This window comes from Rhodococcus sp. SORGH_AS_0303 (assembly GCF_030819335.1).
GTDB lineage: Bacteria > Actinomycetota > Actinomycetes > Mycobacteriales > Mycobacteriaceae > Rhodococcoides.
The window spans coordinates 719,253-741,643 of record NZ_JAUTBO010000001.1 but is presented as its reverse complement, the minus strand read 5'-3'; the positions used below and the strand labels follow the sequence as shown (position 1 = coordinate 741,643).

General features: G+C 68.8%; 23 protein-coding genes and 1 pseudogene. 11 read left to right on the top strand and 13 right to left on the bottom strand.

The features are described 5' to 3' along the window. Positions 1 to 8: 8 nt before the first annotated feature. Positions 9 to 1,337, bottom strand: a complete 1,329-nt coding sequence (locus QE449_RS03570) for an ROK family transcriptional regulator (protein ID WP_307108224.1) — start codon at positions 1,335 to 1,337, stop codon at positions 9 to 11. A gap of 319 nt (positions 1,338 to 1,656) precedes the next feature. Here QE449_RS03570 and QE449_RS03565 point away from each other — a divergent pair, with 319 nt between their 5' ends. Both QE449_RS03565 and QE449_RS03560 read left to right on the top strand, forming a co-directional pair. After that, positions 1,657 to 2,544: a TauD/TfdA family dioxygenase gene (locus QE449_RS03565; RefSeq protein ID WP_307108223.1), complete on the top strand. Its 888-nt coding sequence runs from the start codon at positions 1,657 to 1,659 to the stop codon at positions 2,542 to 2,544. 20 nt (positions 2,545 to 2,564) lie between these two features. Continuing rightward, a complete protein-coding gene (locus tag QE449_RS03560; RefSeq protein WP_027506342.1) occupies positions 2,565 to 3,332 on the top strand; it encodes an SDR family NAD(P)-dependent oxidoreductase in 768 nt (255 codons plus the stop codon). A 22-nt stretch (positions 3,333 to 3,354) separates the two neighbouring features. Here the strand turns inward: QE449_RS03560 and QE449_RS03555 are convergent, their stop codons facing one another. Then, positions 3,355 to 4,536, bottom strand: coding sequence for an Ig-like domain-containing protein (locus QE449_RS03555; protein ID WP_307109667.1), 1,182 nt, complete (start codon positions 4,534 to 4,536; stop codon positions 3,355 to 3,357). A gap of 37 nt (positions 4,537 to 4,573) precedes the next feature. Next, the gene (locus QE449_RS03550) at positions 4,574 to 5,662 is read right to left on the bottom strand and encodes a UDP-N-acetylmuramate dehydrogenase (protein ID WP_307108222.1); all 1,089 of its coding nucleotides are present in this window, start codon (positions 5,660 to 5,662) and stop codon (positions 4,574 to 4,576) included. A 103-nt stretch (positions 5,663 to 5,765) separates the two neighbouring features. Here QE449_RS03550 and QE449_RS03545 point away from each other — a divergent pair, with 103 nt between their 5' ends. Genes QE449_RS03545 through QE449_RS03530 form a run of 4 tightly spaced genes read left to right on the top strand, consistent with a single transcriptional unit; the run spans position 5,766 to position 9,258 of the window. Beyond that, complete coding sequence (locus QE449_RS03545) at positions 5,766 to 7,358, top strand: Rieske 2Fe-2S domain-containing protein (RefSeq protein ID WP_307108221.1); 1,593 nt, start codon at positions 5,766 to 5,768, stop codon at positions 7,356 to 7,358. Between the two features lie 9 nt (positions 7,359 to 7,367). Then, entirely contained in the window at positions 7,368 to 7,886 is a 519-nt protein-coding gene (locus QE449_RS03540; protein WP_056441577.1) for a DUF2505 domain-containing protein, read from the top strand. A gap of 22 nt (positions 7,887 to 7,908) precedes the next feature. Further along, entirely contained in the window at positions 7,909 to 8,412 is a 504-nt protein-coding gene (locus QE449_RS03535; RefSeq protein ID WP_027506337.1) for a DUF2505 domain-containing protein, read from the top strand. A 54-nt stretch (positions 8,413 to 8,466) separates the two neighbouring features. Then, the gene (locus tag QE449_RS03530; protein WP_373428253.1) at positions 8,467 to 9,258 is read left to right on the top strand and encodes a class I SAM-dependent methyltransferase; all 792 of its coding nucleotides are present in this window, start codon (positions 8,467 to 8,469) and stop codon (positions 9,256 to 9,258) included. Here QE449_RS03530 and pabB read toward each other — a convergent pair. Together pabB and QE449_RS03520 are read right to left on the bottom strand one after the other, a co-directional pair. Beyond that, positions 9,217 to 11,289 carry an aminodeoxychorismate synthase component I gene (gene pabB, locus QE449_RS03525; protein WP_307108220.1) on the bottom strand — a complete coding sequence of 691 codons (2,073 nt, stop codon included), beginning with the start codon at positions 11,287 to 11,289 and terminating at the stop codon, positions 9,217 to 9,219. The two genes, QE449_RS03530 and pabB, sit on opposite strands and share 42 nt — an antisense overlap. A gap of 15 nt (positions 11,290 to 11,304) precedes the next feature. Then, complete coding sequence (locus QE449_RS03520; RefSeq protein ID WP_222646260.1) at positions 11,305 to 11,880, bottom strand: hypothetical protein; 576 nt, start codon at positions 11,878 to 11,880, stop codon at positions 11,305 to 11,307. Positions 11,881 to 11,994: 114 nt separating this feature from the next. On the opposite strand from QE449_RS03520, the gene QE449_RS03515 reads away from it, so the two are divergent. Beyond that, positions 11,995 to 12,732: a DUF2993 domain-containing protein gene (locus QE449_RS03515; RefSeq protein ID WP_027506333.1), complete on the top strand. Its 738-nt coding sequence runs from the start codon at positions 11,995 to 11,997 to the stop codon at positions 12,730 to 12,732. On the opposite strand, the gene deoC is transcribed toward QE449_RS03515, so the two are convergent. After that, positions 12,729 to 13,406: a deoxyribose-phosphate aldolase gene (deoC, locus tag QE449_RS03510; protein WP_222646261.1), complete on the bottom strand. Its 678-nt coding sequence runs from the start codon at positions 13,404 to 13,406 to the stop codon at positions 12,729 to 12,731. The genes QE449_RS03515 and deoC overlap by 4 nt on opposite strands. A 75-nt stretch (positions 13,407 to 13,481) precedes the next feature. Here deoC and purU point away from each other — a divergent pair, with 75 nt between their 5' ends. Then, on the top strand, positions 13,482 to 14,372 hold the full coding sequence (purU, locus tag QE449_RS03505) for a formyltetrahydrofolate deformylase (RefSeq protein ID WP_222646262.1): 891 nt from the start codon (positions 13,482 to 13,484) through the stop codon (positions 14,370 to 14,372). A gap of 13 nt (positions 14,373 to 14,385) precedes the next feature. Here the strand turns inward: purU and QE449_RS03500 are convergent, their stop codons facing one another. From QE449_RS03500 to QE449_RS03490, 3 genes are read right to left on the bottom strand one after another with little or no spacing between them, the layout of a single operon-like run. Next, positions 14,386 to 14,979, bottom strand: coding sequence for a bifunctional 2-polyprenyl-6-hydroxyphenol methylase/3-demethylubiquinol 3-O-methyltransferase UbiG (locus QE449_RS03500; protein WP_204869089.1), 594 nt, complete (start codon positions 14,977 to 14,979; stop codon positions 14,386 to 14,388). Beyond that, positions 14,976 to 15,992: an alpha/beta fold hydrolase gene (locus tag QE449_RS03495; RefSeq protein ID WP_307108219.1), complete on the bottom strand. Its 1,017-nt coding sequence runs from the start codon at positions 15,990 to 15,992 to the stop codon at positions 14,976 to 14,978. The genes QE449_RS03500 and QE449_RS03495 overlap by 4 nt, the downstream gene beginning before the upstream one ends. Further along, positions 15,989 to 16,894 (bottom strand): MerR family transcriptional regulator, encoded by a 906-nt coding sequence (locus QE449_RS03490; RefSeq protein ID WP_285184310.1) that lies wholly within the window; start codon positions 16,892 to 16,894, stop codon positions 15,989 to 15,991. Before QE449_RS03490 ends, QE449_RS03495 begins: the two co-directional genes overlap by 4 nt. 76 nt (positions 16,895 to 16,970) lie before the next feature. Here QE449_RS03490 and QE449_RS03485 point away from each other — a divergent pair, with 76 nt between their 5' ends. The 3 genes and pseudogenes from QE449_RS03485 (at position 16,971) to QE449_RS03475 (ending at position 18,988) form a co-directional block, all read left to right on the top strand. Further along, positions 16,971 to 17,450 carry a DUF2975 domain-containing protein gene (locus QE449_RS03485; protein ID WP_307108218.1) on the top strand — a complete coding sequence of 160 codons (480 nt, stop codon included), beginning with the start codon at positions 16,971 to 16,973 and terminating at the stop codon, positions 17,448 to 17,450. After that, a complete protein-coding gene (locus QE449_RS03480; protein WP_027506327.1) occupies positions 17,450 to 17,662 on the top strand; it encodes a helix-turn-helix transcriptional regulator in 213 nt (70 codons plus the stop codon). Before QE449_RS03485 ends, QE449_RS03480 begins: the two co-directional genes overlap by 1 nt. 68 nt (positions 17,663 to 17,730) lie before the next feature. Further along, positions 17,731 to 18,988 (top strand): annotated as a pseudogene (locus QE449_RS03475) (Nramp family divalent metal transporter). Here the strand turns inward: QE449_RS03475 and QE449_RS03470 are convergent. The 4 genes from QE449_RS03470 to QE449_RS03455 form a co-directional block, all read right to left on the bottom strand. Then, entirely contained in the window at positions 18,989 to 19,282 is a 294-nt protein-coding gene (locus tag QE449_RS03470; RefSeq protein ID WP_027506325.1) for a DUF2516 family protein, read from the bottom strand. 67 nt (positions 19,283 to 19,349) lie between these two features. Continuing rightward, positions 19,350 to 20,219: a heparin-binding hemagglutinin gene (locus QE449_RS03465; RefSeq protein ID WP_056441562.1), complete on the bottom strand. Its 870-nt coding sequence runs from the start codon at positions 20,217 to 20,219 to the stop codon at positions 19,350 to 19,352. After that, positions 20,216 to 20,683, bottom strand: a complete 468-nt coding sequence (locus QE449_RS03460) for a helix-turn-helix domain-containing protein (RefSeq protein ID WP_037186255.1) — start codon at positions 20,681 to 20,683, stop codon at positions 20,216 to 20,218. The genes QE449_RS03465 and QE449_RS03460 overlap by 4 nt, the downstream gene beginning before the upstream one ends. 207 nt (positions 20,684 to 20,890) lie before the next feature. Further along, the gene (locus tag QE449_RS03455; protein ID WP_027506323.1) at positions 20,891 to 22,162 is read right to left on the bottom strand and encodes a DUF445 domain-containing protein; all 1,272 of its coding nucleotides are present in this window, start codon (positions 22,160 to 22,162) and stop codon (positions 20,891 to 20,893) included. Between the last annotated feature and the right edge of the window lie 229 nt (positions 22,163 to 22,391).

Sequence of the window (22,391 nt, the reverse complement as noted above, 5' to 3'; positions counted from 1 at the left end):
CCGTGCGATCAGCGCTGAGCGTCGATCTTCCGCATCGTCACCACGGGATCGGCGTAGAGCGAGCCGAGGGACACCGCCGCCGCAGCGTGGTCCTGCACGCGCTTGCCGAAGCTGGTGACCCGTACTCGCCGCGACGTCGCGACCGAACTGGAGGACTCGAACGCGGCCTCGACGCGCTCCATCGCCGCCGGATACGCGGTGAACGCCTGACCGCCCACCTGCACGCTGTCGGGGTTGACGACATCGTGCACCAACGCCAGTGCGCGACCCAGCGCATCGGCGCGGTCGTTCAGAAGTCCCTGTGCCACAGTGGAACCCGTGCGCGCCGCCAGGTACACCGCAGCGATGGAACGCTCCGACTCGTCCAGCAGTCCGGCTCGCTGCGCCGCGGCCACGACGGCCCGATCGCTCACGGTCGCCTCGAGGCATCCCGTACGCCCGCAGTCGCACACGGCGTCCGAGCCGGTCGGTAGATGAGCGATCGACCCCGGGCCGCCCGCGGGGGTGTGCACCCGACCGTCGATGGTCAGCGCCAACCCCGTCATCTCCCGCGCATAGAAGTACAGCGACGTACCCGGCCGGCCGCCGACAGAACCACCGGCCTCCGGCCTTCCCGCATCCTCCGGGGCCGACTCCGTCGCGAGCAGCAACTCCGACGCCGCCATCGCCTCGACGTGGGGGGCCACGGCCACCACGGCACCGAGCCGCTCGCCCAGGACCGCGCCCACCGGGGCGTCGGACCAGGCGAGGCGAGGGTGATCGACGGTGCCCTTCTGCACGTTCACGCGGCCACCGATGGCGACACCCACGAACAGGATGCGGCGCCGGTGCCACCGTGCGGCGAAGGACGCGGCACTCTCCGCGATGGAGCGCAGTGCGCCGGCGTGCGGGCCGGAGGGTGTGGCGATCTCGACGCCGCCGAGCACGGTGCCGCGCAGGTCGACGGCGACGATGCGCGTGGTGGTCGCGCCGATGTGCACCCCGAGGGTGCACTGCCCCTCGTGGTCCACCTCCACCGGAACGCGGGGACGCCCGACGGCGCCGGACGTGGACAGATCGGCACGCTCACGCAGCAGCCCTGCGGCGATGAGCGCACTGACGTGGCGATTGACGGTGGCGGTGCTGATGCCGGTGGCCGAGACGATGACGTCGCGCGACACGGGGCCGCGCTGCACCACGGCGCGCAGGACGACGGCGGCCGGAGTGTCGCTGACGCGCAGTTCGGGCGCGACGACGCGCGCCGGCCTCGGCCGGTGGGGACGTCCGTACGGGGACCGCGTGGCGGAACCCGGCGTACGAGAAGCAGAACTCTGAGCGAGAACGGTGGGGGCAGACATGGGAATCCCTCGAGAGCGAGACGGATGGGCCGGGAGCCTGGGAACGAGGCCGGTCACACCCGATCGTCAGACCTCACATGGAGGTCGTCAGTCGACGCGCGATCAGACTCGTGAGAGACCGCGTCGACAACAGAGTTCGCGAGCGAGAGGCAGACGGGAACCGAGCGCGGCGGTCACATACGTGACCCGCGGTGCGGACTTCCTCGCTGGTGCCATGACCGAAAAGTAGCACCGATGTCGCCGCGCTGCAGAATCGCCTGTTTCGCTCGAGGTGATTCGAAGGGTGGACAACCTGCGACTTCGGCATCACAGTGAGCCCATGGAGACCGTGAAACTGGGCGCGAACATCGGCGCACGCATCGACGACGTGCGGATCGGCGGCGATCTCCCGGACGAGATCGTGCACGAGATCAACGAGGCGCTGCTCGAGCACGAGGTCGTGTTCTTCCGCGGCCAGCATCACGTGGACGAGAAGGTGCAGTACGCGTTCGCCGAGCGGCTCGGGATCCCCACCACCCCGCACCCCACGGTCCGGTCGCGCGGAACCCGCACTCTCGCCATCGATTCCACGTACGACAAGGCGGACAGCTGGCACACGGACGTGACGTTCGTCGACCGCGTGCCGAAGGCGTCGATCCTGCGGGCCGTGCACCTGCCCCCGTACGGCGGCACCACCACCTGGGCGTCGGCGACCGCCGGCTACGAGCAGCTGCCGCCCGCGATGAAGGCCCTCGCGGAGTCGCTGTGGGCCGTGCACACCAACATCTACGACTACGCGGCGACCGCTGCCGAGAAGTCCGTCACGTCGACGGCCGAGCGCTACCGCGCGGAGTTCCGCAGCGAGTACTTCGAGGTCGAGCATCCCGTGGTGCGCGTGCATCCCGAGACGGGGAAGCGCGCGATCCTGCTGGGCCACTTCGCCAAGTCGTTCCCGGGCCTCTCCTCCAAGGAGTTCCGCGCACTCTTCGAGCTGCTGCAGGACCGGGTGACCCGCTTGGAGAACACCATCCGGTGGTCGTGGGAGCTCGGCGACATCGCCATCTGGGACAACCGGTCGACCCAGCACTACGCCGTCTCCGACTACGACGACCAGTACCGCCGCCTCGAGCGCATCACCCTCGCGGGCGACGTTCCCGTCAGCGTGCAGGGCGAGTACTCGCGCGTCGTCGCCGGCGACGCGTCGGGCTACAGCGCGATCGCGAGCTGACGCGATCTAGCCTGGTTCCCATGACCAGCGTTCCGACGACACCGTCGACCCAGACCGACCGCCCCACCGCCGTCGTCACCGGAGCCAGCTCCGGGATCGGCGCCGCCACCGCGCGGACACTCGCCGCCGGCGGCTATCACGTGGTCGTGGGCGCCCGCCGCGTCGACCGCCTCGAGGCACTGGCCGAGGAGATCGACGGCACCGCCCTCGCCCTCGACGTGACCGACGAGGACTCCGTCGCGGCCTTCACCTCGGTGCTGCCGCGTGTGGACGTCCTGGTGAACAACGCGGGCGGCGCGAAGGGCCTCGCCCCGATCCTCGAGGCGGACCTCGACGACTGGCAGTGGATGTGGGAGACCAACGTCGTCGGCACGCTGCGCATGACGAAGGCGCTGCTGCCCAAGCTGATCGAGTCCGGTAACGGTCTCGTCGTGACCATCACGTCCATCGCCGCGTTCGAGACGTACGACAACGGCGCCGGGTACACCACGGCCAAGCACGCACAGGGCGTGCTGCACCGGACGCTCCGCGGCGAATTGCTGGGCACGCCCGTGCGTCTGACCGAGATCGCTCCGGGCGCGGTGGAGACGGAGTTCTCCCTCGTCCGCTTCGACGGTGACGAGGAGAAGGCCGCGAAGGTCTACGAGGGCATCGACCCGTTGGTGGCCGCCGACATCGCCGAGGTCATCGGCTTCGTGGCGTCCCGCCCCTCGCACGTGAACCTCGACACCATCGTCGTGCGCCCGCGCGATCAGGCCCCGAACGGCCGTTTCAGCCGCCGGACCTGATTCTCACGCGGCAGTCCGACTCTCACGCGGCAGTCAGGGCGCTCATGCTCTGCCATGTGGGCCAGTCGATCGCCCAGTCGTAGATTTCGCCGTCCGCCGCCGAGAGATCGATGCGCGTGCCGGTGACCTCGACGGGGTCACCGTAGACGGCCATCTGGAAGTACGTCTGTGCATCCTCGGTGGAGAGGTTGATGCAGCCGTTGGTCACGTTGGACGAGCCCTGTACTCCCGTGGTCAGCGGATTGGCGTGGATGAACTCGCCGTTGTTCGAGATGCGGGTGGCCCACCGTTCCCGCACGTTCTCGTAGTACGGCGGGTTGGACATCAGGAAGTCCTCGTACTTCTCGGTGACGACGTGGATGCCGCTGCGCGTGACGTTGCGATCCTCGTTGCCCTCGCCGTAACTCACCGGGATGTCCATGACGGTCTGGCCGTCGCGCACCACCTGCATGCGGTGGCTGGTCGCATCGGCGACGACGACCTGGCTCCGACCGATGGTGAAGTTCACCGTGACGTCCGAGTCGCCGTAGGCGCCGCCGCCGTAGTTCACGCCGTAGAGCTTCGCCGACACGTCGACGGTGGTGCCGGGGGCCCAGTAGTTCTGCGGACGCCAGTGCACGCGGGACCCGCCGTCGTCGGGTAGCCAGGCCCACGAGCCGGCCGTCGGCGGATTCGTGGTCACCGTCAGCGCCTTCTCGACCGCTTTCTTGTCGACGATCGCGTCGTCGAACTTCAGGATGATCGGCGCCGCGACACCGACCTCCTGGCCGTCACCGATGTTGGTGGAGACCGACGTGATCGACTGCGGCGCCACCGTGCCGAGAGTGCCCTCGACCGGCACCGGCTTGCCGTCGCTGCCGACTGCCGTCCCTGCCCACGTGTAGACCGCGTCGTACCCGAGGGGCTCGGTGACGGTGAACGTCGTCTTTGCCGGGTCCAGCGTTCCCGCGACGGCGCGGCCGTCGGCGGTGGTGAGCGACACGGCCTCGAAGGTGCCGTTCGCGACCGAGACGGAGATCGGAGCGGTGGGTGAGACGTCGGTCGCACCGGCCGCCGGTGCGTAGGTCACCGCCGCCACGGGCGCGGCCTCGGTGGTCGGCGCGGCGCTCTCCGAGGACCCGGGTGTGCCGGAGCACCCCGCGACCAGCGCGATCACGAGTGCCAGCACGGCCAGGACGGCTGCGTACGGTGTTCTCCCCTGCATCTTCACGGGGACGACGTTACCTGTGGCAACAGACCGATCAGTCGAGCGTGCAGTTCACCAGGCGGCACTCGGGGGTCAGCGTGATGCCGTACTTCTCCTGCACACCCGCGCGCACGTGTGACGCGAGGGCGGTGACGTCCGCTGCACTCGCGCCGCCCCGATTGGTGACGGCCAGGACGTGGCGGGTGGAGAGGGTGGCCCGTCCGGTGCCGACGCGCTCGCCGTACCCGCGGGAGAACCCGGCGTGCTCGATGAGCCAGGCAGCACTGAGCTTGATGCCCTTCGGGTCCGTGAACTGCGGCGATCCGAGTGCCTCGGGCGGTACGGACGACACGATCGGGTTCAGGAAGAAGGACCCGACACTCCACGAGTCGTGCTCCGCCTCGTCCCACACCATGCCGCGATCGGTCCGCAGAGCGATCACGGCATCGCGCACCTCGCGCGCCGAGACGCTCTCTCCGATGCGCACGCCGAGCCGCTCGGCGAGCGCCGCGTACCGCACCGGTGCCGACTCGTCGCTGCGTCGGAGCGCGAACGTGACATCCACCACGACGTAGCGATCGGTGTACTTGAAGGCCGACGACCGGTGCGAGCCGAAGCCGCAGCGTGCGTTGTCCCACACCTCGACCTCCCCGCTCTCCCGGTCGAGCACCGTCACCGACTCGAGCCAGTCCGAGGTGGAGGCGCCGTACGCGCCGACGTTCTGCACGGGCGTTCCGCCGGTGCTGCCCGGGATGCCGGAGAGTGCCTCGATGCCGGCGAGCCCGTGATCGAGCGCGGTGCGGACGACCAGATCCCACTCGACTCCGGCGTCCACGTGCATCCTGGTGCCCTCGACCCGGAGCCCGGACGTCGCGACGCGGACGACGGTGCCGTCGAAACCGTCGTCTCCGACCAGCAGGTTCGAGCCGCCGCCGATGACGAGCACCGGAGTTCCGGCCGCGTCGGCGCTGCGTACGGCGTCGACGAGCTCCTGCGAGGTGGTCGCCTCGACGAGACGTCCGACGGGGCCACCGACGTGGATCGTGGTGAGGTCGGCGAAGGACACGGGGCGGTGCGCGGCCGTCACGGAGCCGGGATCGCCGGTCTCCGGAGCCGTCGCGGACTGGAGGGGACTGCTCGTCACGGGGGTGAACGCTACCCGGCGCTGCCCCCGCCTCGTCGTGAGCACCGGGTGTGCACGCCTACCATGGTCACCGAACCAGGTTCCAAATTTCGGGAGGATTCACGTGCAGGTCACCAGTGTCGGACACGCGGGATTTCACATCCAGACGTCTGCGGGGTCCATCCTGTGCGATCCGTGGGTCAACCCCGCGTACTTCGCGTCCTGGTTCCCGTTCCCCGACAACTCCCAGCTCGACTGGGACGAGCTCGGCAACTGCGACTACCTGTACGTCTCGCATCTGCACAAGGACCACTTCGATCCGAAGCACCTGGCGAAGCACGTCAACAAGGACGCGGTCGTGCTGCTCCCCGACTACCCGGTGCCGGACCTGCGCACGGAGCTGGAGAAGCTCGGTTTCACCACGTTCTTCGAGACGACCGACTCGGTCAAGCACACGGTGTCCGGCCCCAAGGGCGACCTCGACGTCATGATCGTGGCGCTGCGCGCTCCTGCCGACGGACCCATCGGCGACTCGGGTCTGGTGGTGAGCGACGGTGAGACCACCGCGTTCAACATGAACGACGCCCGGCCGGTCGACCTGGACATGATGACCGAGGCCTTCGGCCACATCGACGTCCACATGCTGCAGTACTCCGGCGCCATCTGGTACCCGATGGTCTACGACATGCCGCAGCGCGCCAAGGACGCGTTCGGGACGCAGAAGCGGCAGCGTCAGATGGACCGGTGTCGGCAGTACATCGAGCAGGTCGGCGCCACGTGGGTCATTCCGTCCGCAGGTCCCCCGTGCTTCCTCGACGACGAGCTGCGCTCGCTCAACGACGTCTACGGCGATCCGGCGAACATCTTCCCCGACCAGATGGTGTTCCTCGACCAGATGCGCCGCCACGGCCACGACAAGGGCCTGCTGATGATGCCGGGAACCACGGCGGACTTCTCGGGTTCCGACCTGAACGAGCTGGCGCACCCGCTGCCCACCGACGAGGTGGAGGCCATCTTCACCACCGGCAAGGCCGACTACATCGAGGCGTACGCGCAGCGCCAGGCCGACGTCATCGCGGCCGAGAAGGCATCGTGGGCGACCGCGGCGGGCGAGCCGCTGCTGGGGCCGTTGCGCGCACTGTTCGAGCCGATCATGGCGCAGACCGACCAGATCTCCGACGGCATCGGCTACCCGGTGGAGCTGAATCTGACGGGCAGGCCGGAGGCCGGTCGACCTCCGGTGGCTGCCGACAGAGTGGTGCTCGATTTCCCGAAGCGGATCGTCCGCGAACCGATCCAGGACGAGAAGTTCCGCTACACGTTCGAGATCCCGGCCGAGCTGGTCCGCACGGTGCTGCGGGACGGAGAGTCCGACTGGGTCAACTCGATCTTCCTGTCGACGCGGTTCCGGGCGAAGCGGGTCGGTGGCTACAACGAGTTCCTGTACACGTTCTTCAAGTGCCTCACCGACGAGCGCATCGCCTACGCGGACGGCTGGTTCGCCGAGGCACACGACGACACGGCCACCATCGTCAAGGACGGCTGGGAGATCCAGCGGCGCTGCCCGCATCTCAAGGCGGATCTGTCGAAGTTCGGTGTCATCGAGGGCACCACGCTCACGTGCAATCTGCACGGCTGGGACTGGAACCTCGAGACGGGCAAGTGCCTCACGTCGAAGGGCCACCCGCTGCGGTCCGAGCGCGCCGCACAGAGTTAATCTCAGCTCATGCCACGCAGGTTCGATCACACGGTCCCGTCCACGCTCGCCGCGTCCGACGTCCACGCCGCCCTCACCACCGAGCAGTACTGGACCGATCGGCTCGAGGCCGTCGGCGGCCCCAAGGCACAGCTGAACGACGTGACCGTCGCAGGCGACGACGCGGACAGCCGCACGGTGTCGGTGTCGATGACCCAGGCCATCGCGGAGGAGTTCCTGCCCGGCGCCATCACCAGCATCCGCCCGGGCGATCTGATCATCCACCGGACCGAGTCGTGGGGTTCCCTCGACGCGCAGGGCGCCTCGGGCACCTTCGAGGCCAAGGTCGAGGGCGCCCCGGCGTCCATCACGGGCACCCTGGCACTGCGCTCGAAGGGCTCCGCATCGAGCCTGACGGCGACGGGTCAGGCCGAGGTCAAGGTGCCGATCTTCGGCGGCAAGATCGAGCAGGCGGTCATCGAGCAGGTTCTCGCGCTGATCGACGCCGAGCAGGAGTTCACCGACACCTGGGCGCCGGAGCACCTCTGACTCACCGGTAACCTCATCGACCATGGCACGTCGCATGAACTACTCGGCTCGTCTCCCGTTCACCACAGAGCAGGTGTACGGGGCGCTGACGACGCGTGACTACTGGGACGCGGTGATCGAGGAGCTGCGCAAGTACTCGGAGAACGAGCTCACGCGCTTCGAGGTCACGGCAGACGGCGTCGACGTGGTCATGCGGCACATCATTCCGCGCGACACGCTGCCCGACGTCGCGCAGGCGGTGATGAAGAAGGACATGGTCATCACCCGCAACATCCATCACGACGCGTACTCGGAGACCACCGCCGGGAAGTACGACGCGTCGATTCCCGCCGGCCCGGGCAGCCTCACCGGCACGACGTCCCTCTTCGCCACCGAGGCCGGCTCCACGTTGCGCACCACGTCCGAGGCCAAGGTGTACATCCCCTTCATCGGCGGAAAGCTCGAACAGTTGATGCTCGTCAACCTCGTCGATCTGTGGCGGGGCGAGGGCGAGGTCACGCACGACTGGCTCACGAAGAACGCCTGACCGGCGGGTAGGCCGGAGGCCGGTCGGGATGAGCGGAACGAACTGCTGGGCACTGTGATCTCCCGGATCGGTCCGGAGGGTGTGGTCACTCGCGGGACGACCAACATCAACCGGCTGCGGCGCAGTGATCGCCGACTGGTGCACGATCCCGACGTCCGAGCGTTGCTCCGCGGCGCGACGCGTCCCCTGGTCGTCGACCTGGGCTACGGCGCCAGTCCGGTCACCACTCTGGAGTTGGCCGCGCGACTGCGCACCGTCCGTGCGGACGTCGCCGTCGTCGGGTTGGAGATCGAGCCGTCCCGCGTCGTCCCCGATCGGGACGGTGTCTCCTTCCGCCGCGGTGGCTTCGAACTCGCGGGACTGCGGCCACACCTGGTGCGCGCGTTCAACGTGCTGCGTCAGTATCCCGAGGACGCGGTACCGGGTGCGTGGGCACGCATCACCTCCGCTCTCGCGGACGGCGGCCTCCTCGTCGACGGCACGTGCGACGAACTGGGGCGTCGGGCCACGTGGGTCACCGTGGACGCGTCGGGACCGCGCAGTCTGACCATCGCGTGGGATCCGTTCACGGTGGAGCGGCCGTCGGACATCGCGGAGCGGCTGCCGAAGGTCCTGATCCACCGCAACGTCGCGGGCGAGCGCGTGCACGAGGTGCTGCGGGCGGCCGATCGGGCGTGGGACGTGGCGGCGCCGCTGGCACCGTTCGGACCCCGCGTGCGGTGGCGTGCGGCGCTGACAGCCCTGGCGGCGCAGGGACTTCCGGTCACCGTGCCGCGCCGACGACTGCGGGACAACGTGCTCGCGTTACCGTGGTCGGCCGTCGCTCCCGCCGAGGACACGCAGTAGCGCGTCGGCCTTGAGGTGCATCTCGTCCACCTCGTCCTGCGGGTCGGACAGCGAGACGACGGCGCCGCCCGTTCCCACCGACGCCCGGCCGTCCGCGAGCACCACGGTCCGGATGACGATGGACAGGTCCGCCGCGCCGGTGAGCGAGAACCAGCCCAGCGCACCGGAGTACACGCCGCGCGGCCCGCCCTCGAGGCGGTCGATGATCTCCATCGTGCGGCGCTTCGGGGCGCCGGTCATCGATCCGCCCGGGAACGCCGCGCGCACACAGTCGACGGCCGAGAGCCCCGGGCGCACCCGCCCCTCGACCGTCGAGACCAGTTGGTGCACATGGGTGTGGCTCTCCACGTCGAAGAGCACCGGCACGTGCACCGACCCGGGCACGCACACCTGATTCAGGTCGTTGCGGACCAGATCGACGATCATGATGTTCTCGGCGCGGTCCTTCTCGCTCGTCGCCAGGTCGAGGCGCGCGGCCGCGTCCTCCGCCGGCGTGCGCCCGCGAGCCCGAGTTCCCTTGATGGGCTTGGAGTCCACGACGCCCGACGCCGTGATCCGCAGGAAGCGCTCCGGTGACGCGCTGAGTATCGCCAGCCCGGGGAATCGCAGGAACGCCGCGTACGGGGCGGGACTGGCGCGCCGCACCGCGAGGTAGAGGTCGGCGGCGTCGCCGTCGAACGGCACGCTCATCTCGTTGGTCAGACAGATCTCGTAGCTCTCCCCCATCGTGATCTGCTCCAGGCAGTCCGCGATCGCCGCGCGATACGCGCCGTCGTCGTGCCGGGTGTCGATCACCGACGGCAGCGCGCCGAGGGGGGTGTCGGACACGGCCGGGCGACCGCGCTCCGAACGGGGCAGCGCGGTCACGGCCGCGGCGGTCTCGTCCAACCATCCGAGCGCCGCGGTGTCGTCGCCACCGACGAGTGTGAGGGTGAGCAGATAGGTGCACCGATCGCGGTGGTCGAGCGCGATGAGCCTGTCCGCGAACATCATTCGCGCATCGGCCGTCGGCGAGGCATGCGCCGCCGCTCCGCCCGTCTCGGCCTTGAGCTCGTAGCCGAGGTGACCGACGTACCCGAGGGCGAAGTCGAACGGCACCGCGGGCACCCGGTCGACGGCCCGCGCCGCGATCTGTTCCCCGAGGTGGTCGAGGAACGACGTGACCGTCTCCTCGGTCGTGCCGTCGGCGGTCGTCGTCGTCACGCACGAGGTGGCGACGTCGTACGACACGTCCTCCGCCAGTGGGCCGTCACCGGGTCCGAGGTAGGAGAACCGGGCACTGCCGTCGAGCTCGGCGCTCGAGTCGAGCCAGAACGTGGACCGTCCGCGGAGTGGGCGCGCCACCTCCTCGGGGTCCGGTAGAACGTCGAGACGGCGCACGAGCACCCGGTAGCGGGGGTCGCGCACGACCGGGTCACGCGGCGCCACGGTCGGCGCGGAGGTGTGGGTGCTCGGGCGGGCGTCCCGCGCGAGGTCGAGAAAGTTGGCGATCACCTGCAGTCCACGTTCCGTGCCGATCGACTCGGGATGGAACTGCACTCCCCACAGCGGCCGTGACCGATGACGCAGCGCCATCATCACCCCGTCGTCGGTCCACGCCGTCGCCTCGAGCTCGTCGGGCAGGGCCGTGACGGTGAGGGAGTGGTACCGCACCACGCGCAGGGGCGACGGCAGGCCGGCGAAGAGATCGGTGCCGTCGTGCTGCACGTCGGACATCCGGCCGTGCATGGGCTCGGGTGCCATATCGACGACGCCACCACAGCTGTCCGCGATGCCCTGATGCCCCAGACACACCCCGAGAAGCGGCAGACCACCGTCCCGGATCACCCTGCTGCTGACGCCCATGTCGGCCGGGCGACTCGGGCGGCCCGGGCCTGGCGAGACGACGACGGCGTCCACCCGGTCCAGCGGGAGGGAGGACCACCGGACGTCGTTGTGCACGACGATGGGGACGGTGCCGGACACCTGCTCCAGGTACTGGGCCAGGTTGTGGGTGAACGAGTCGTAGTTGTCGATCAGCAGCGTGCGCATGAGAGGAACATCCTCTCAGCGCAGCGCCGTCTCCACCCGCTCGGCCACCCGGTCACCGCACTCCACAGCCTGCTCGAAGAGATCGTCGACGACCAGTCGTCCGAGCACCAGACCGTCGGCGACCACTTCGTCGAGGGTGAACTGCGAGATGCCGCCCGCCGCGAGATCCAGCACGGTGCGGACCGGCGTCGTCATGCGGAAGGCACCGGAGAGCTCGATGTCCGCGCCCGTCAGGCGTCCCCGATGGATCGCGAGGCGCTGGTCGTGCGCTCGGGCCGTCCCACTGACCCGGACGTGGACGAACTGCGGGTGCAGGCTGCCCATGCCGTGCAGCTCGGCCGCGCTCTGGTGGGAGATCACCGCGGTGGCGCCCAGCCACACGCACCACTTCGAGTACTCCTCGAGATCGTGGCTCGGCCAGTCCGACAACCGCAGCAGATCGGTCTCGACCCGCGTCCAGGATCCGTCGGCGACGTGCGCCTCGATCTCGCACGGCAGATACCCGGCATCGAGCGCGTGAGCTGCGGTGAAGTACCCGTCCTGTTCGGCGACCACGCCGTCCAGACGTTCCGCCACATCGTCGCCCGCCATGCTCGAAGAGCCTACGTGGTTGTGTCACGCGTCACAGAGAAATGGCGCTGTCGCCGTGCACCCGATCGGCCGGTCCACAGAGGAACCTCAGAGATGTCGTCCACACTGTCTCTCATGACTCACGACACCGCACCCAGACGACGCTCCCGGGTACCTCTCATCGCCGGAGTGCTGGTCATCGTCGTCATCGCGGCACTCGTCGGCGGCGAGTTCTATGCCCGCAACCGCGTCGAGAACTGCCTCACGACCCAGTTCGAGAGCGAACTCGGCTCACAGATCGACGTCGGCCTCGGCCTGCAGCCCGTCCTGTTCTCCCTCGCGACCGAGAAGTTCTCGTCCGTCGACATCTCGAGCGACGACACGAAGTTCGGGCCCGCACAGGACATGCAGGTCCAGGCGACCGTGAACGACGTCGACCTCACCTCCACGGACACCACGTCCGGTCAGATCGGCAGCAGTTCGGCCGACGTCACGTGGTCGACCGGCGGCATCCTCGCGACCCTGCAGGAGCAGGGAGTCGGCAGCGTCGTGTCCGGTGTGACCAGCGATCCCGCCGCCGGAACGCTGAAGTTCGCCATCGTCGGTGGACTGGCGGAACTCACCGTGAAGCCCGTGGTGCAGGGCGACACGATCGAGGTCCAGACCACGGACGCGTCGATCCTCGGCATCGGCATTCCCACCGACCTCGCGGACAGCGTCGTCTCGGTGCTCACGGACAGCCTGCAGGCGTACCCGCTCGGCATGACGCCGGACGCCCTCGAGGTGACCGACACCGGGATCCACATGACCCTCAGCGGCGGCCAGTACACGATCCCCGCCGCGCAGGGCGGTCAGCAGCAGGTCACCTGCTAGTCGGCGAAGCCGTCCAACACGCTGCGGGTCCCGGACAGGCCCAGTCGGGTGGCGCCGGCCTCGATCATCGCTCGGGCGGTGTCCGCATCGCGGATGCCGCCCGACGCCTTGACACCCAGGCGGCCACCGACGGTGCGGGCCATCAGACTCACGGCCTCCGTCGACGCTCCACCCGCGGGATGGAACCCCGTGGACGTCTTGACATAGTTCGCGCCGGCCCGCTCCGCCGCCCGGCAGCACTCGATCACCGCGCGCTCCCCGTCCGCCGACGCGAGCAGCGCCGCCGACTCGATGATCACCTTCAGGACGGCGTTCTCGCCCATCGCCTCCCGGACGGTGATGATGTCCGCCAGGACGGCGTTGAAGTCACCCTCCACCGCGGCGCCGACGTCGATCACCATGTCGACCTCGCGCGCCCCGTGCTGCACCGCCAGACGCGCCTCCGAACCCTTGATCAACGAGTGGTGCTTTCCGGACGGGAACCCCGCCACCGCGGCGACCACCAGGTCACCCGTGTCACGAACCGGGAGCATCGACGGCGACACGCAGACCGCGAGGACGCCCAGATCCTTCGCCTCCGCGACGAGCGCCCGGACGTCGGCGACCGTCGCCTCGGGCTTGAGCAGAGTGTGATCGACCATGCGGGCGACGTCGGTGCGCGTGAGGGTTGTCATGCGCTCCACCTTTCCAGACGGAGGCCGGTCGGGATCGGTCAGGAAGGGACGGGTGTCAGTGAGACAATGGCGCCCATGCCGCCCGAATCTCCACGCTCCGACTCTCGCCGCTACGTCCTCACCCTGGGCTGCCCCGACCGCACGGGCATCGTGGCGCGCATCTCGACCTTCCTGGCCGATCTCGGGGGCTCGATCGTCGAGGCCGCCTATCACGCCGACGCGGACAGTGGCTGGTTCTTCACCCGTCAGGCCGTCGCGGCCTCGTCGATCGACATCGGAGTCGACGAGCTGCGCGCACGGTTCGCGGCGGTCGCCGCGGAGATCGGCCCGGAATCCGAGTGGTCGCTGCACGATTCCGGAGAGCGCAAGAAGGTCGTGCTCCTGGTGAGCAAGGAGGGACACTGCCTCCACGATCTGCTCGGGCGCGCCGCCGGCGGAGAACTGCCGGCGACCATCGAAGCGGTCATCGGAAACCACCCCGATCTCGAATCCGTCACGCGCGCACACGGTGTGCAGTTCCACCATGTTCCGTTCCCCAAGCACCCCAGCGAGCGCGGGACCTCCTTCGACGCGCTCCGCGACCTCGTCGACGGCTACTCCCCCGACGCGGTGGTGCTGGCGCGCTTCATGCAGGTGCTGCCGGAGTCGTTGTGCGAGCACTGGTCCGGGCGCGCGATCAACATCCACCACAGCTTCCTGCCGTCGTTCGTCGGCGCCCGGCCGTATCACCAGGCGTTCGCACGAGGGGTCAAGCTCATCGGCGCGACGTGCCACTTCGTCACCGCCGAGCTCGATGCCGGACCCATCATCGAGCAGGACGTCATCCGCATCGACCATGCGGACGCGGTCGCCGACATGGTCCGTCAGGGCCGCGACATCGAGAAGATGGTGCTCGCGCGCGGACTGCGCTGGCACCTCGAGGACCGTGTGCTGGTGCACGGCCGCAAGACCGTGGTGTTCGACTAGACGGCTGGTCGTATCAGGCAGCTGGGGTTCGACCCACCACGACGGTCTCGTTGTAGACGAACAGCTTTCCCACCGGACGCGGGAACGGGAACGAGGCGGACGTCGTGCGCTCGATGCCGGCGGCAGCGCAGAGGGCGAGCAGGTCGGCGGCGTCCAACCAGCTCGTGTGCGTCGGGTCGCTGGCGAACCCGACTTCCTGTGGGCACACGATCATGACGACGGAGTCCGGCTGCAGACACGGCAGGTACTCCGTAAGCACCTCACCCTCCGCGCCCGGCGGCAGGTGCTCGAGCAGGTGGGCCATGAGCATGCCGTCGAAGCCCGTGTCGCCGAGGGCGTGGAACTCCTCGGGTGTGTACGCGGTCATGCCCTGCGAGCGGCAGAACTCGACGGACGCGACGTTGTGATCGACACCGACGCTGCCCGCGGGAAGGTTGCGCAGATTCCGGCCGATCCCGCAGCCGACGTCGAGAACGCGCCGCCCAGCGAGATGGCGTCGGATGTTCCACTGGTACGGAGCCTGCACGCGCAGAACGCGTTTCCACCGCGCACCCTGCAGCTCGCGCAGCCGCTCGGTGTAGGCGTCCCCTCTGGTGTCGTCGCTCATGCCGGCAGCTCCGCGAGCCGGACCAGCTCGGCGTCGAACTCCGCGATCGATTCCACCGAGCTCATGTGTCCGACACCGTCGAGTTCGAGGAACCGGCCCAGCACTCCGGCGCGGGAGAGTCGATCGGCGAGCTTGCGGGCGTGCACCGGCGGCGTCAGGCGGTCGCGAGTACCGACGATCACCGACGTCGGGACGTCGATGTTCTCCAGCGCGTCGTGAATGTCCAACGCGGACAGCGCCGATCCCCACATGCCCCGCGTTCGAGGGGAGCACTCGCGCACGATGCGTTCGCAGAACGCCACCTGCGCCGGAGTGGACTCGGCGCCCATCGTCACGTACTTCAGAGCACGAGCGGAGAACGGACTCGACGGGATGGGCAGTGCCGATCCGAGCACGCTCGACGCCACCCGCGCCGGCACCTGCGCGACACCGGGTGGCAACGGGATGACAGTGGTCTCGCGGACCAGACTGTCGGTGGCCGTGTTGGCCAGCAGTATCGCCTTCACGTAGTGGCGCACCTGCGCGGGATACTGTGCCGCCCAACTCATCACGGACATGCCACCCATGCTGTGTCCGGCGACGACGGCCTTGGTGTCCGAGTCGATCGTCGCGTCGAGCACCGCGGCGAGGTCGTCCCCCAGGACGTCGGCACCGAGTGGCCGGGTCCCCACCTCACTGGCTCCGTGCCCGCGCTGGTCGTACACGACGACGCGGTACCGTCCGGCGAGGTCGTTGATCTGCGGCGCCCAGAAGTCGGCGGAGCAGGTCCATCCGTGACTGAGGACGATCGGGGCGGCGTCCGGGTCGCCGTACTCGCGCACGTGCAGCGCGGCACCGTCCTCGGCGACGACCGTGCGCACCCGTGGGGTGAGCTCCGGACGCGCCAGCAGTACATCGGTGTCCGCCATCCACGCCGAGGGCGGTGACGCCCGTCGAGTCGCCCGGATCGAGGCTGCACCGGCCACCGCGACCGCGGCCACGGCAGCGGTCACCACTGCACCACGAGTGTTCATCGGTCTCCTGTCCTGCTGCTCGAGCTGGTGCTCGCGCCGTTGCCGTCACTGTCGTCGGTGTCCGCCGTGGCGGCGTCGCCGCTGTCCTCTGTGGCGGCGTCGCCGCTGAGCGCCGTGGCGGCGTCGCCGCTGAGCGCCTTCTCCATCGCGTGCACGATCTCGGCGTCCATGGTCTCGGAGAAGAGCGCCTGCACGGCACGGCTGGCCAGCGGACGCAGGGTGGTGATGAGGTCCGCCATGGCCGAGAGCTCGCTGGGGTCGAGCGTGAACGGATCGGCGCCGCCCGGAACGAACCTGTCGACGACCAGACGCACGAACTGCTGGGACACGCTCGTCAGGTCCTGGTGGACGCGCTCGGTGCGGGACAGGATGTCCGGCAGCGCGAGACCCGCGTCGAACAGCACCTTGGCCGCGCGGACCAGGGCGGGGTTCTCGATGCGGTAGCCGTCCCCGTCGCGGGAGAAGACGTCGAGCGCTTCCGCACGCGTCAGATCGTCGTCGCTGATCCGTCCGTCGAACATGGTGTCGATCTCGTCGCGGGTCAGCCGCGCCGGGTGGTCGACGTTGGCGGCGCCGTCGGGATCCTCGGTGCCCAGGACGTCCTCGACGCGGAGTCCGTACTGCGCCGCGGTGAGGAGTTCGCTGATGGTGACGAAGGTGTAGCCACGGTCGAGCATGCGCGAGATCATCTGCAGCCGAGCGAGGTGCGACTCGTCGTACCAGCCCGTCCGACCCACCTTGCGCGGGGGCGGGAGCAGACCGCGGTCCTGATAGACGCGCACGTTGCGGACGCTCACCCCGGCTTCCCTGGCGAGGTCGTCGATCCGGTACTCGGTCAGGCCGACTCGGCGGAGATCCCGGGGATCACGCGAGCGAGCATCGTCGAGTGGGGAGTCCGGCACCCTCAGACCTTAACCCTGCCGCCCTCCCGCACCAGTACCTATTGATTTTCGATAGATCCTGACCGATACTCGATGCATGATCACGGAAAGACGCGTCGTCGCAACACTCAGGGTGTTCCTCGCCGGCCTGTTCGCCCTGCTCGTCCTGTTCCAGGTCATGTCGCTGCCGGGACAGTTCGCGCACATGGCCCGCGAGAACCCGGAATCCGCGTACCTCCGATGGCCCCTCACCGCGCTCACCATCTTCTGGGTGGTGTGCGTGCAGATCGTCGTCATCGCCACCTGGAAGCTGCTCACTCTCGTCCGCCGGGATCGCATCTTCTCCGGTGCCGCGTTCGTGTGGGTCGACGCGATCGTCCGCGCGATCGTGGCCGCCGGTGTGTCGCTCGGTGTCGTGTTCCTCGTCGTCGGGTTCCGCGCGGACGATCCGGGGCCCGTGCTCCTGCTGTTCCTGCTCTGCATGATCGTCAGCGTCGCCGCACTGCTGATGATGGTCATGCGTGCCCTGCTGCGGAAGGCGAGCGACCTGCGCGCCGACCTCGAGGGCGTCATCTGATGCCCATCGTCGTCCGCATCGACGTGGAGCTGGCCAAGCGCAAGATGAGCGTCGGCGAGTTCGCCGAGCGCGTCGGACTGACCCCCGCCAACGTCGCCGTACTCAAGAACGGGCGGGCCCGCGCGGTGCGGTTCAGCACCCTGGAGACCATGTGCCGGGTGCTGGAGTGCCAGCCGGGTGACCTGCTCGAATGGGTGGACGACGAGACATGATGCGGGTGCCCTAACTTATCGGTACGGGCCGGCGAACACGATCGCGCCGGGTGCCCTACACTTCCGTCATGGTCGACCGCATCGGAACTCGTCCACCCACATCCGGAGGCATCACTCCCGTCCGGCTGTTCACGCTGCTCGGCCCCGCGTTCGTCGCCGCCATCGCCTACGTCGACCCGGGCAACGTCGCCGCGAATCTCACCGCGGGCGCGCGCTACGGCTACCTCCTCGTGTGGGTACTCGTGGCCGCCAATGCGATGGCGGTACTGATCCAGTACCTCTCGGCCAAGCTGGGCCTGGTCTCCGGACGATCACTGCCGGAGATGCTCGGCGACCGCATGCGTCCCTGGCCCCGCCGGGCGTTCTGGGTGCAGGCCGAGGCCGTGGCGATCGCGACGGACCTCGCCGAGGTGATCGGCGGCGCCATCGCGCTCAACCTCCTGTTCGGCGTTCCGCTCTTCGTCGGCGGTTCTCATCACCGGCGTCGTGTCGATGGTGATCCTGGCCGTCCAGTCACGGCGGGGTCAGCGCACCTTCGAGTTCGTCGTCATCGGCATGCTCGCCATCATCACGATCGGCTTCCTCACCGGCCTGCTGTTCACCGACATCGACGCGGGCGGTGTCGCCGGCGGTCTCGTACCGGGGTTCGACGGCTCCGGATCGGTCCTGCTCGCGGCCAGCATGCTGGGCGCGACGGTCATGCCGCACGCCATCTACCTGCACTCCGCGCTCGCCCGCGACCGCCACGGCGTCGAGAAGGACTCCGGCAAGCTCGACCGCCTGCTGCGCGCGACCAAGTGGGACGTCACGTTCGCGCTCATCATCGCCGGCAGCGTCAACATCGGCATGCTGCTGCTCGCCGCATCGGCGTTCCGCGGCGAGGAGGGCACCGACACCATCGACGGCGCGCACGCGGCCATCGAGAACAATCTCGGGCCCGCGGTCGCCGCGATCTTCGCCGTCGGCCTGCTCGCCTCGGGTCTCGCGTCGACCTCGGTGGGCTGCGCCGCCGGTGCCGAGATCATGAAGGGACTGCTGCAGAAGCGGATCCCGATCCAGGTGCGCCGCGTCGTCACGTTGATTCCCGCGCTGGTGGTCCTGGGTATCGGCGTCGATCCGACGCTGGCGCTGGTGCTGAGTCAGGTGGTGCTGAGTCTGTGCATTCCGTTCGCGCTGATCCCGCTGGTGCGCATGACCTCCAGCAGCGCGGTGATGGGCGCCCGCATCAACTCACGGACCACCGTGGTCCTCGCCGTCGTCACCACCGGCCTGATCGTGGCGCTCAACGCGGCACTGCTCTGGCTCACGGTCACCGGCCAGGGTTAGCTACCAGCGCGGTCCGCGCTGGATGTCGTCGACCTTGGGCCGCACGTCCACGAGGTACACACCGATGGCGACGACGGCGATGATGCCGACGAAGCCCACCACCGGGAAGACGAGCAGGATCAGCAGCGCGACCGCGAGAATGGCCACCCACCCCGGCTTGTTCAGCTTGTCCGCGGCGGTGAAGGCGTCGGGGCGCTGGCGGATGGCGTGGAAGAGCGCGAACGCCACACCCACCAGAGCGATGAGTTGCAGGATGTTCATGATCGCGCTGGTCGCGCTGTACGCCATGGGCATGCGGTCATCCTAAACGACACCGACCCCCGCGCTTCGTCAGCGCGGGGGTCGGAATTGTCGCGATCGACTAGCTGGTCGACTTCTTGGCCGGAGCCTTCTTGGCCGGGGTGGCCTTCTTGGCGGGGGCGGGAGTCGAGGCCTTGGCCGGGGTGGCCTTGGCGGGAGCCGACTTCGTGGCCGGGGTCTTCTTGATGGGCGAGCCCGCGTTGTTGCGCGTCTTGCCCTCGACCGTGCCTGCTGCACCCGAGGCGCGATCCGACGCCTTCTGGCCTGCGGTCTTCGCCTTCTGGCCGAGCTCGTCGATCTTCTCGCTCAGCTCGTCGGCAGCCTCGTCGACATTGTCGACGGCGTCCTCGGCGCCTTCCTTGATCGCGTCGGTGGCCTCGTCGGCACCTTCCTGCACACGATCGGACGCGCGGCCCGCGAGGGCTGCGGCGCGCTCACCGACGGCGCGGGTCTGCGAGGCGACGGTGCCGAGGGTCTGCTCGGTGAGGTCGACAGCGTCGTTGGCGACGGCGTTGGCGCGCTCGAGACCGTCCTCGACCGCCGGGTTCTTGCGGATGCGCTCGACCGTCTCCTCGCCGCGCTCGGCGAGTGCGGTGTAGAGGTCCGACGCCACCTTGAGGTAGGCCTCGGCGACCTTGCGGAGCTCCTCGGGGGTGAAACGCTCGCGGAGATCGGCGATCTCGTCCGGCAGCTCCTGCGGCAGCGCGTTCAGGCGTCCGCGGAGCGTCTCGACGCTCTCGGTGACGTCTTCCTGCAGGTCGGCGAGGCGGGCGCGGGCGGTGTCGACGCGGTCGTTGACGTCGGCCTGCGTGCTCTCGGCGCGGTGGCGGACCTGGGCGACGACGTCGGCCACGGCCTGGACCACGGCGTCACCGGCGCCGACGGCGGCGAACAGCGGGGTCTTGACGGTGTCGAACTTCGGGTCGGTCATGTGTGATCTCCTGATGTCGTTTCGTGGTTGATCTCTGATCGCAGCGTGGGGGTGCCGGTCTCGTTCTCGCGGCGGAACGAGTAGTAGATCTCGAGGAGCACCTGCTTTTGACGCTCCGTGATGGAGTCGTCACCGTGCACCGCGTCGATGATGGGACTGTGCGGCCGTTCCTCGAGCAGACCGGCTTGCACGTACAGGACCTCCGAGGACACACGAAGACCCTTGGCGATCTGACTCAGAACCTCTGCCGACGGCTTGCGCAGGCCCCGCTCGATCTGGCTGAGGTAGGGATTGCTGACGCCGGCGGAGAGTGCGAGTTGCCGCAGGGACACCTGGGCCGACTCTCGCTGTGCCCGAATGAAACTCCCGATGTCCTGTGTCGCCGTGCTGACGACGCGGGCGGCGAGATCTCCGGCTGCCGACACCACTGTGGTGTCGTCGCCTTCCTTCTCCTCGGATGCCATCTCGAACACTCCTGACTCATGTCGAATGCGCCTCGCCAACGACGATAACCAAGGGTGCTAGCAATTGCAAGCACTGTGCTAGCACCCACACCCGAGGGCACGCGGTGGTGGTGTCGACCAGCCACACACCCTGCTCGGCGCTGCGCACCCCGACCAGTCGGCGGAAAGGGGTGGGCACCTCACGCACCCCGTGCACGGCCGCGGCGGCTACCCGAACAACAGGTGCGAGATCGAATAGATCGCCAGACCCGCGAGCGAGCCGACCACCGTGCCGTTGATGCGGATGAACTGCAGGTCCCGTCCCACCTGCAGCTCGATCTTGCGGCTGGCCTCGTCGGCGTCCCATCGGGCGACGGTGTCGGTGATGACGGTGGTGATCTCGTCGGTGTAGTTCTCGACGATGTAGCGCACGCCGGCCATCAGCCAGCCGTCCGCCTTGCCGCGCATCGCGTCGTCGTCGCGCAGGCGGAGCCCGAACTTCTGCACGTTCTCGCTGATCTTGGCGCGCAGGGTGCTCTTCGGGTCGTCCACCGAGTCGACGATGAGCCGCTTGGCCACCTTCCACGATGCCGCCGCGAGGCCGGTGACCTCGTCGCGGCCCATGATCTCCGACTTGATCGACTCGGCCTTGGCGATGGTGTCGGGGTCGTTCTGCAGGTCGTCGGCGAAGTCGGTGAGGAACTTGTCGGCCGCGAGCCGCAACTCGTGCTGCGGGTTCGACCGGACCTTCCACGTGAACTCCACGAGTTCGCGGTGGATGCGTTCTCCGAGAAGCACATCGACGAACTTCGGCGACCAGGACGGAGAGTCCCTCGACACGATCCGGTCGATGGTCGGCAGGCTGTTCTGGGCCCATTCGTGTGCGCGCTCGGCGAGCAGGTCGATCAGTGGTTTCTGCCGGTTGTCCTCGAGCAGCGAGCCCAGGACGCGTCCGATCGGCGGCCCCCACTGCGGATCACCGAGGCGCTTGACGATGGTGTTGTCGATGACCTGCTGAATGTCCTCGTCGTCGAGCACGTCGAGGAAGCCGCGCAGCACGGTCGCCGTCTCCTCCGCGACACGGTCGGCGTGGGCCGGGTCGGCGAGCCAGGTGCCGAGGCGCAGCGGGATGCGCGCGGACTCGACCTTCTGCGACACGACGTCGACGGCGAGGAAGTTCTGCCCGACGAACGATCCGAGGCTGGTGCCGAGCTGGTCCTTCTTCCGCTTGATGATCGCGGTGTGCGGGATCTTCAGACCCATGGGGTGCTTGAAGAGAGCGGTGACGGCGAACCAGTCGGCGAGCGCGCCGACCATGCCCGCCTCCGACGCCGCCCGGACGAAACCGACCCAGCCGCCGGCGCCGCGGGACTCCTGCCACCGGCAGAAGAGATAGACGATGGAGGCGAACACCAGGAAGCCGGTGGCGACGATCTTCATCTTGCGGAGGTCGCGTCGTTTGACGTCCTCGTCGAATGTCATGAGCTGCACCGACTCCATTGTGCAGGGTCGGCGCGCGACTCGTGCCCCGACCGGCGACGACGTCTCGCCCGGACGCGGGTCCGACGGCGCCGGGCACTACTGTTGGAGTGGGCGACGTGACATGCGCCGCCGCACACGAGTGCGCCAGAAGCGCAGTCGGACATCGGGACGGAGTACACGCGCGTGGCGAGCAGATCGGCAGCGAGGAAGAGCGACGGGGACACCGCCGACCAGGACGCCGACGAGA

What these genes read in the sequence shown, in the direction of transcription:
- QE449_RS03570 (WP_307108224.1), bottom strand. Translation starts at nt 1,337, where the DNA reads ATGTCTGCCCCCACCGTTCTCGCTCAGAGTTCTGCTTCTCGTACGCCG.
- QE449_RS03565 (WP_307108223.1), top strand. Translation starts at nt 1,657, where the DNA reads ATGGAGACCGTGAAACTGGGCGCGAACATCGGCGCACGCATCGACGAC.
- QE449_RS03560 (WP_027506342.1), top strand. Translation starts at nt 2,565, where the DNA reads ATGACCAGCGTTCCGACGACACCGTCGACCCAGACCGACCGCCCCACC.
- QE449_RS03555 (WP_307109667.1), bottom strand. Translation starts at nt 4,536, where the DNA reads ATGCAGGGGAGAACACCGTACGCAGCCGTCCTGGCCGTGCTGGCACTC.
- QE449_RS03540 (WP_056441577.1), top strand. Translation starts at nt 7,368, where the DNA reads ATGCCACGCAGGTTCGATCACACGGTCCCGTCCACGCTCGCCGCGTCC.
- QE449_RS03535 (WP_027506337.1), top strand. Translation starts at nt 7,909, where the DNA reads ATGGCACGTCGCATGAACTACTCGGCTCGTCTCCCGTTCACCACAGAG.
- pabB (WP_307108220.1), bottom strand. Translation starts at nt 11,289, where the DNA reads ATGCGCACGCTGCTGATCGACAACTACGACTCGTTCACCCACAACCTG.
- QE449_RS03520 (WP_222646260.1), bottom strand. Translation starts at nt 11,880, where the DNA reads ATGGCGGGCGACGATGTGGCGGAACGTCTGGACGGCGTGGTCGCCGAA.
- QE449_RS03515 (WP_027506333.1), top strand. Translation starts at nt 11,995, where the DNA reads ATGACTCACGACACCGCACCCAGACGACGCTCCCGGGTACCTCTCATC.
- deoC (WP_222646261.1), bottom strand. Translation starts at nt 13,406, where the DNA reads ATGACAACCCTCACGCGCACCGACGTCGCCCGCATGGTCGATCACACT.
- purU (WP_222646262.1), top strand. Translation starts at nt 13,482, where the DNA reads ATGCCGCCCGAATCTCCACGCTCCGACTCTCGCCGCTACGTCCTCACC.
- QE449_RS03500 (WP_204869089.1), bottom strand. Translation starts at nt 14,979, where the DNA reads ATGAGCGACGACACCAGAGGGGACGCCTACACCGAGCGGCTGCGCGAG.
- QE449_RS03495 (WP_307108219.1), bottom strand. Translation starts at nt 15,992, where the DNA reads ATGAACACTCGTGGTGCAGTGGTGACCGCTGCCGTGGCCGCGGTCGCG.
- QE449_RS03485 (WP_307108218.1), top strand. Translation starts at nt 16,971, where the DNA reads ATGATCACGGAAAGACGCGTCGTCGCAACACTCAGGGTGTTCCTCGCC.
- QE449_RS03480 (WP_027506327.1), top strand. Translation starts at nt 17,450, where the DNA reads ATGCCCATCGTCGTCCGCATCGACGTGGAGCTGGCCAAGCGCAAGATG.
- QE449_RS03470 (WP_027506325.1), bottom strand. Translation starts at nt 19,282, where the DNA reads ATGCCCATGGCGTACAGCGCGACCAGCGCGATCATGAACATCCTGCAA.
- QE449_RS03465 (WP_056441562.1), bottom strand. Translation starts at nt 20,219, where the DNA reads ATGACCGACCCGAAGTTCGACACCGTCAAGACCCCGCTGTTCGCCGCC.
- QE449_RS03460 (WP_037186255.1), bottom strand. Translation starts at nt 20,683, where the DNA reads ATGGCATCCGAGGAGAAGGAAGGCGACGACACCACAGTGGTGTCGGCA.
- QE449_RS03455 (WP_027506323.1), bottom strand. Translation starts at nt 22,162, where the DNA reads ATGGAGTCGGTGCAGCTCATGACATTCGACGAGGACGTCAAACGACGC.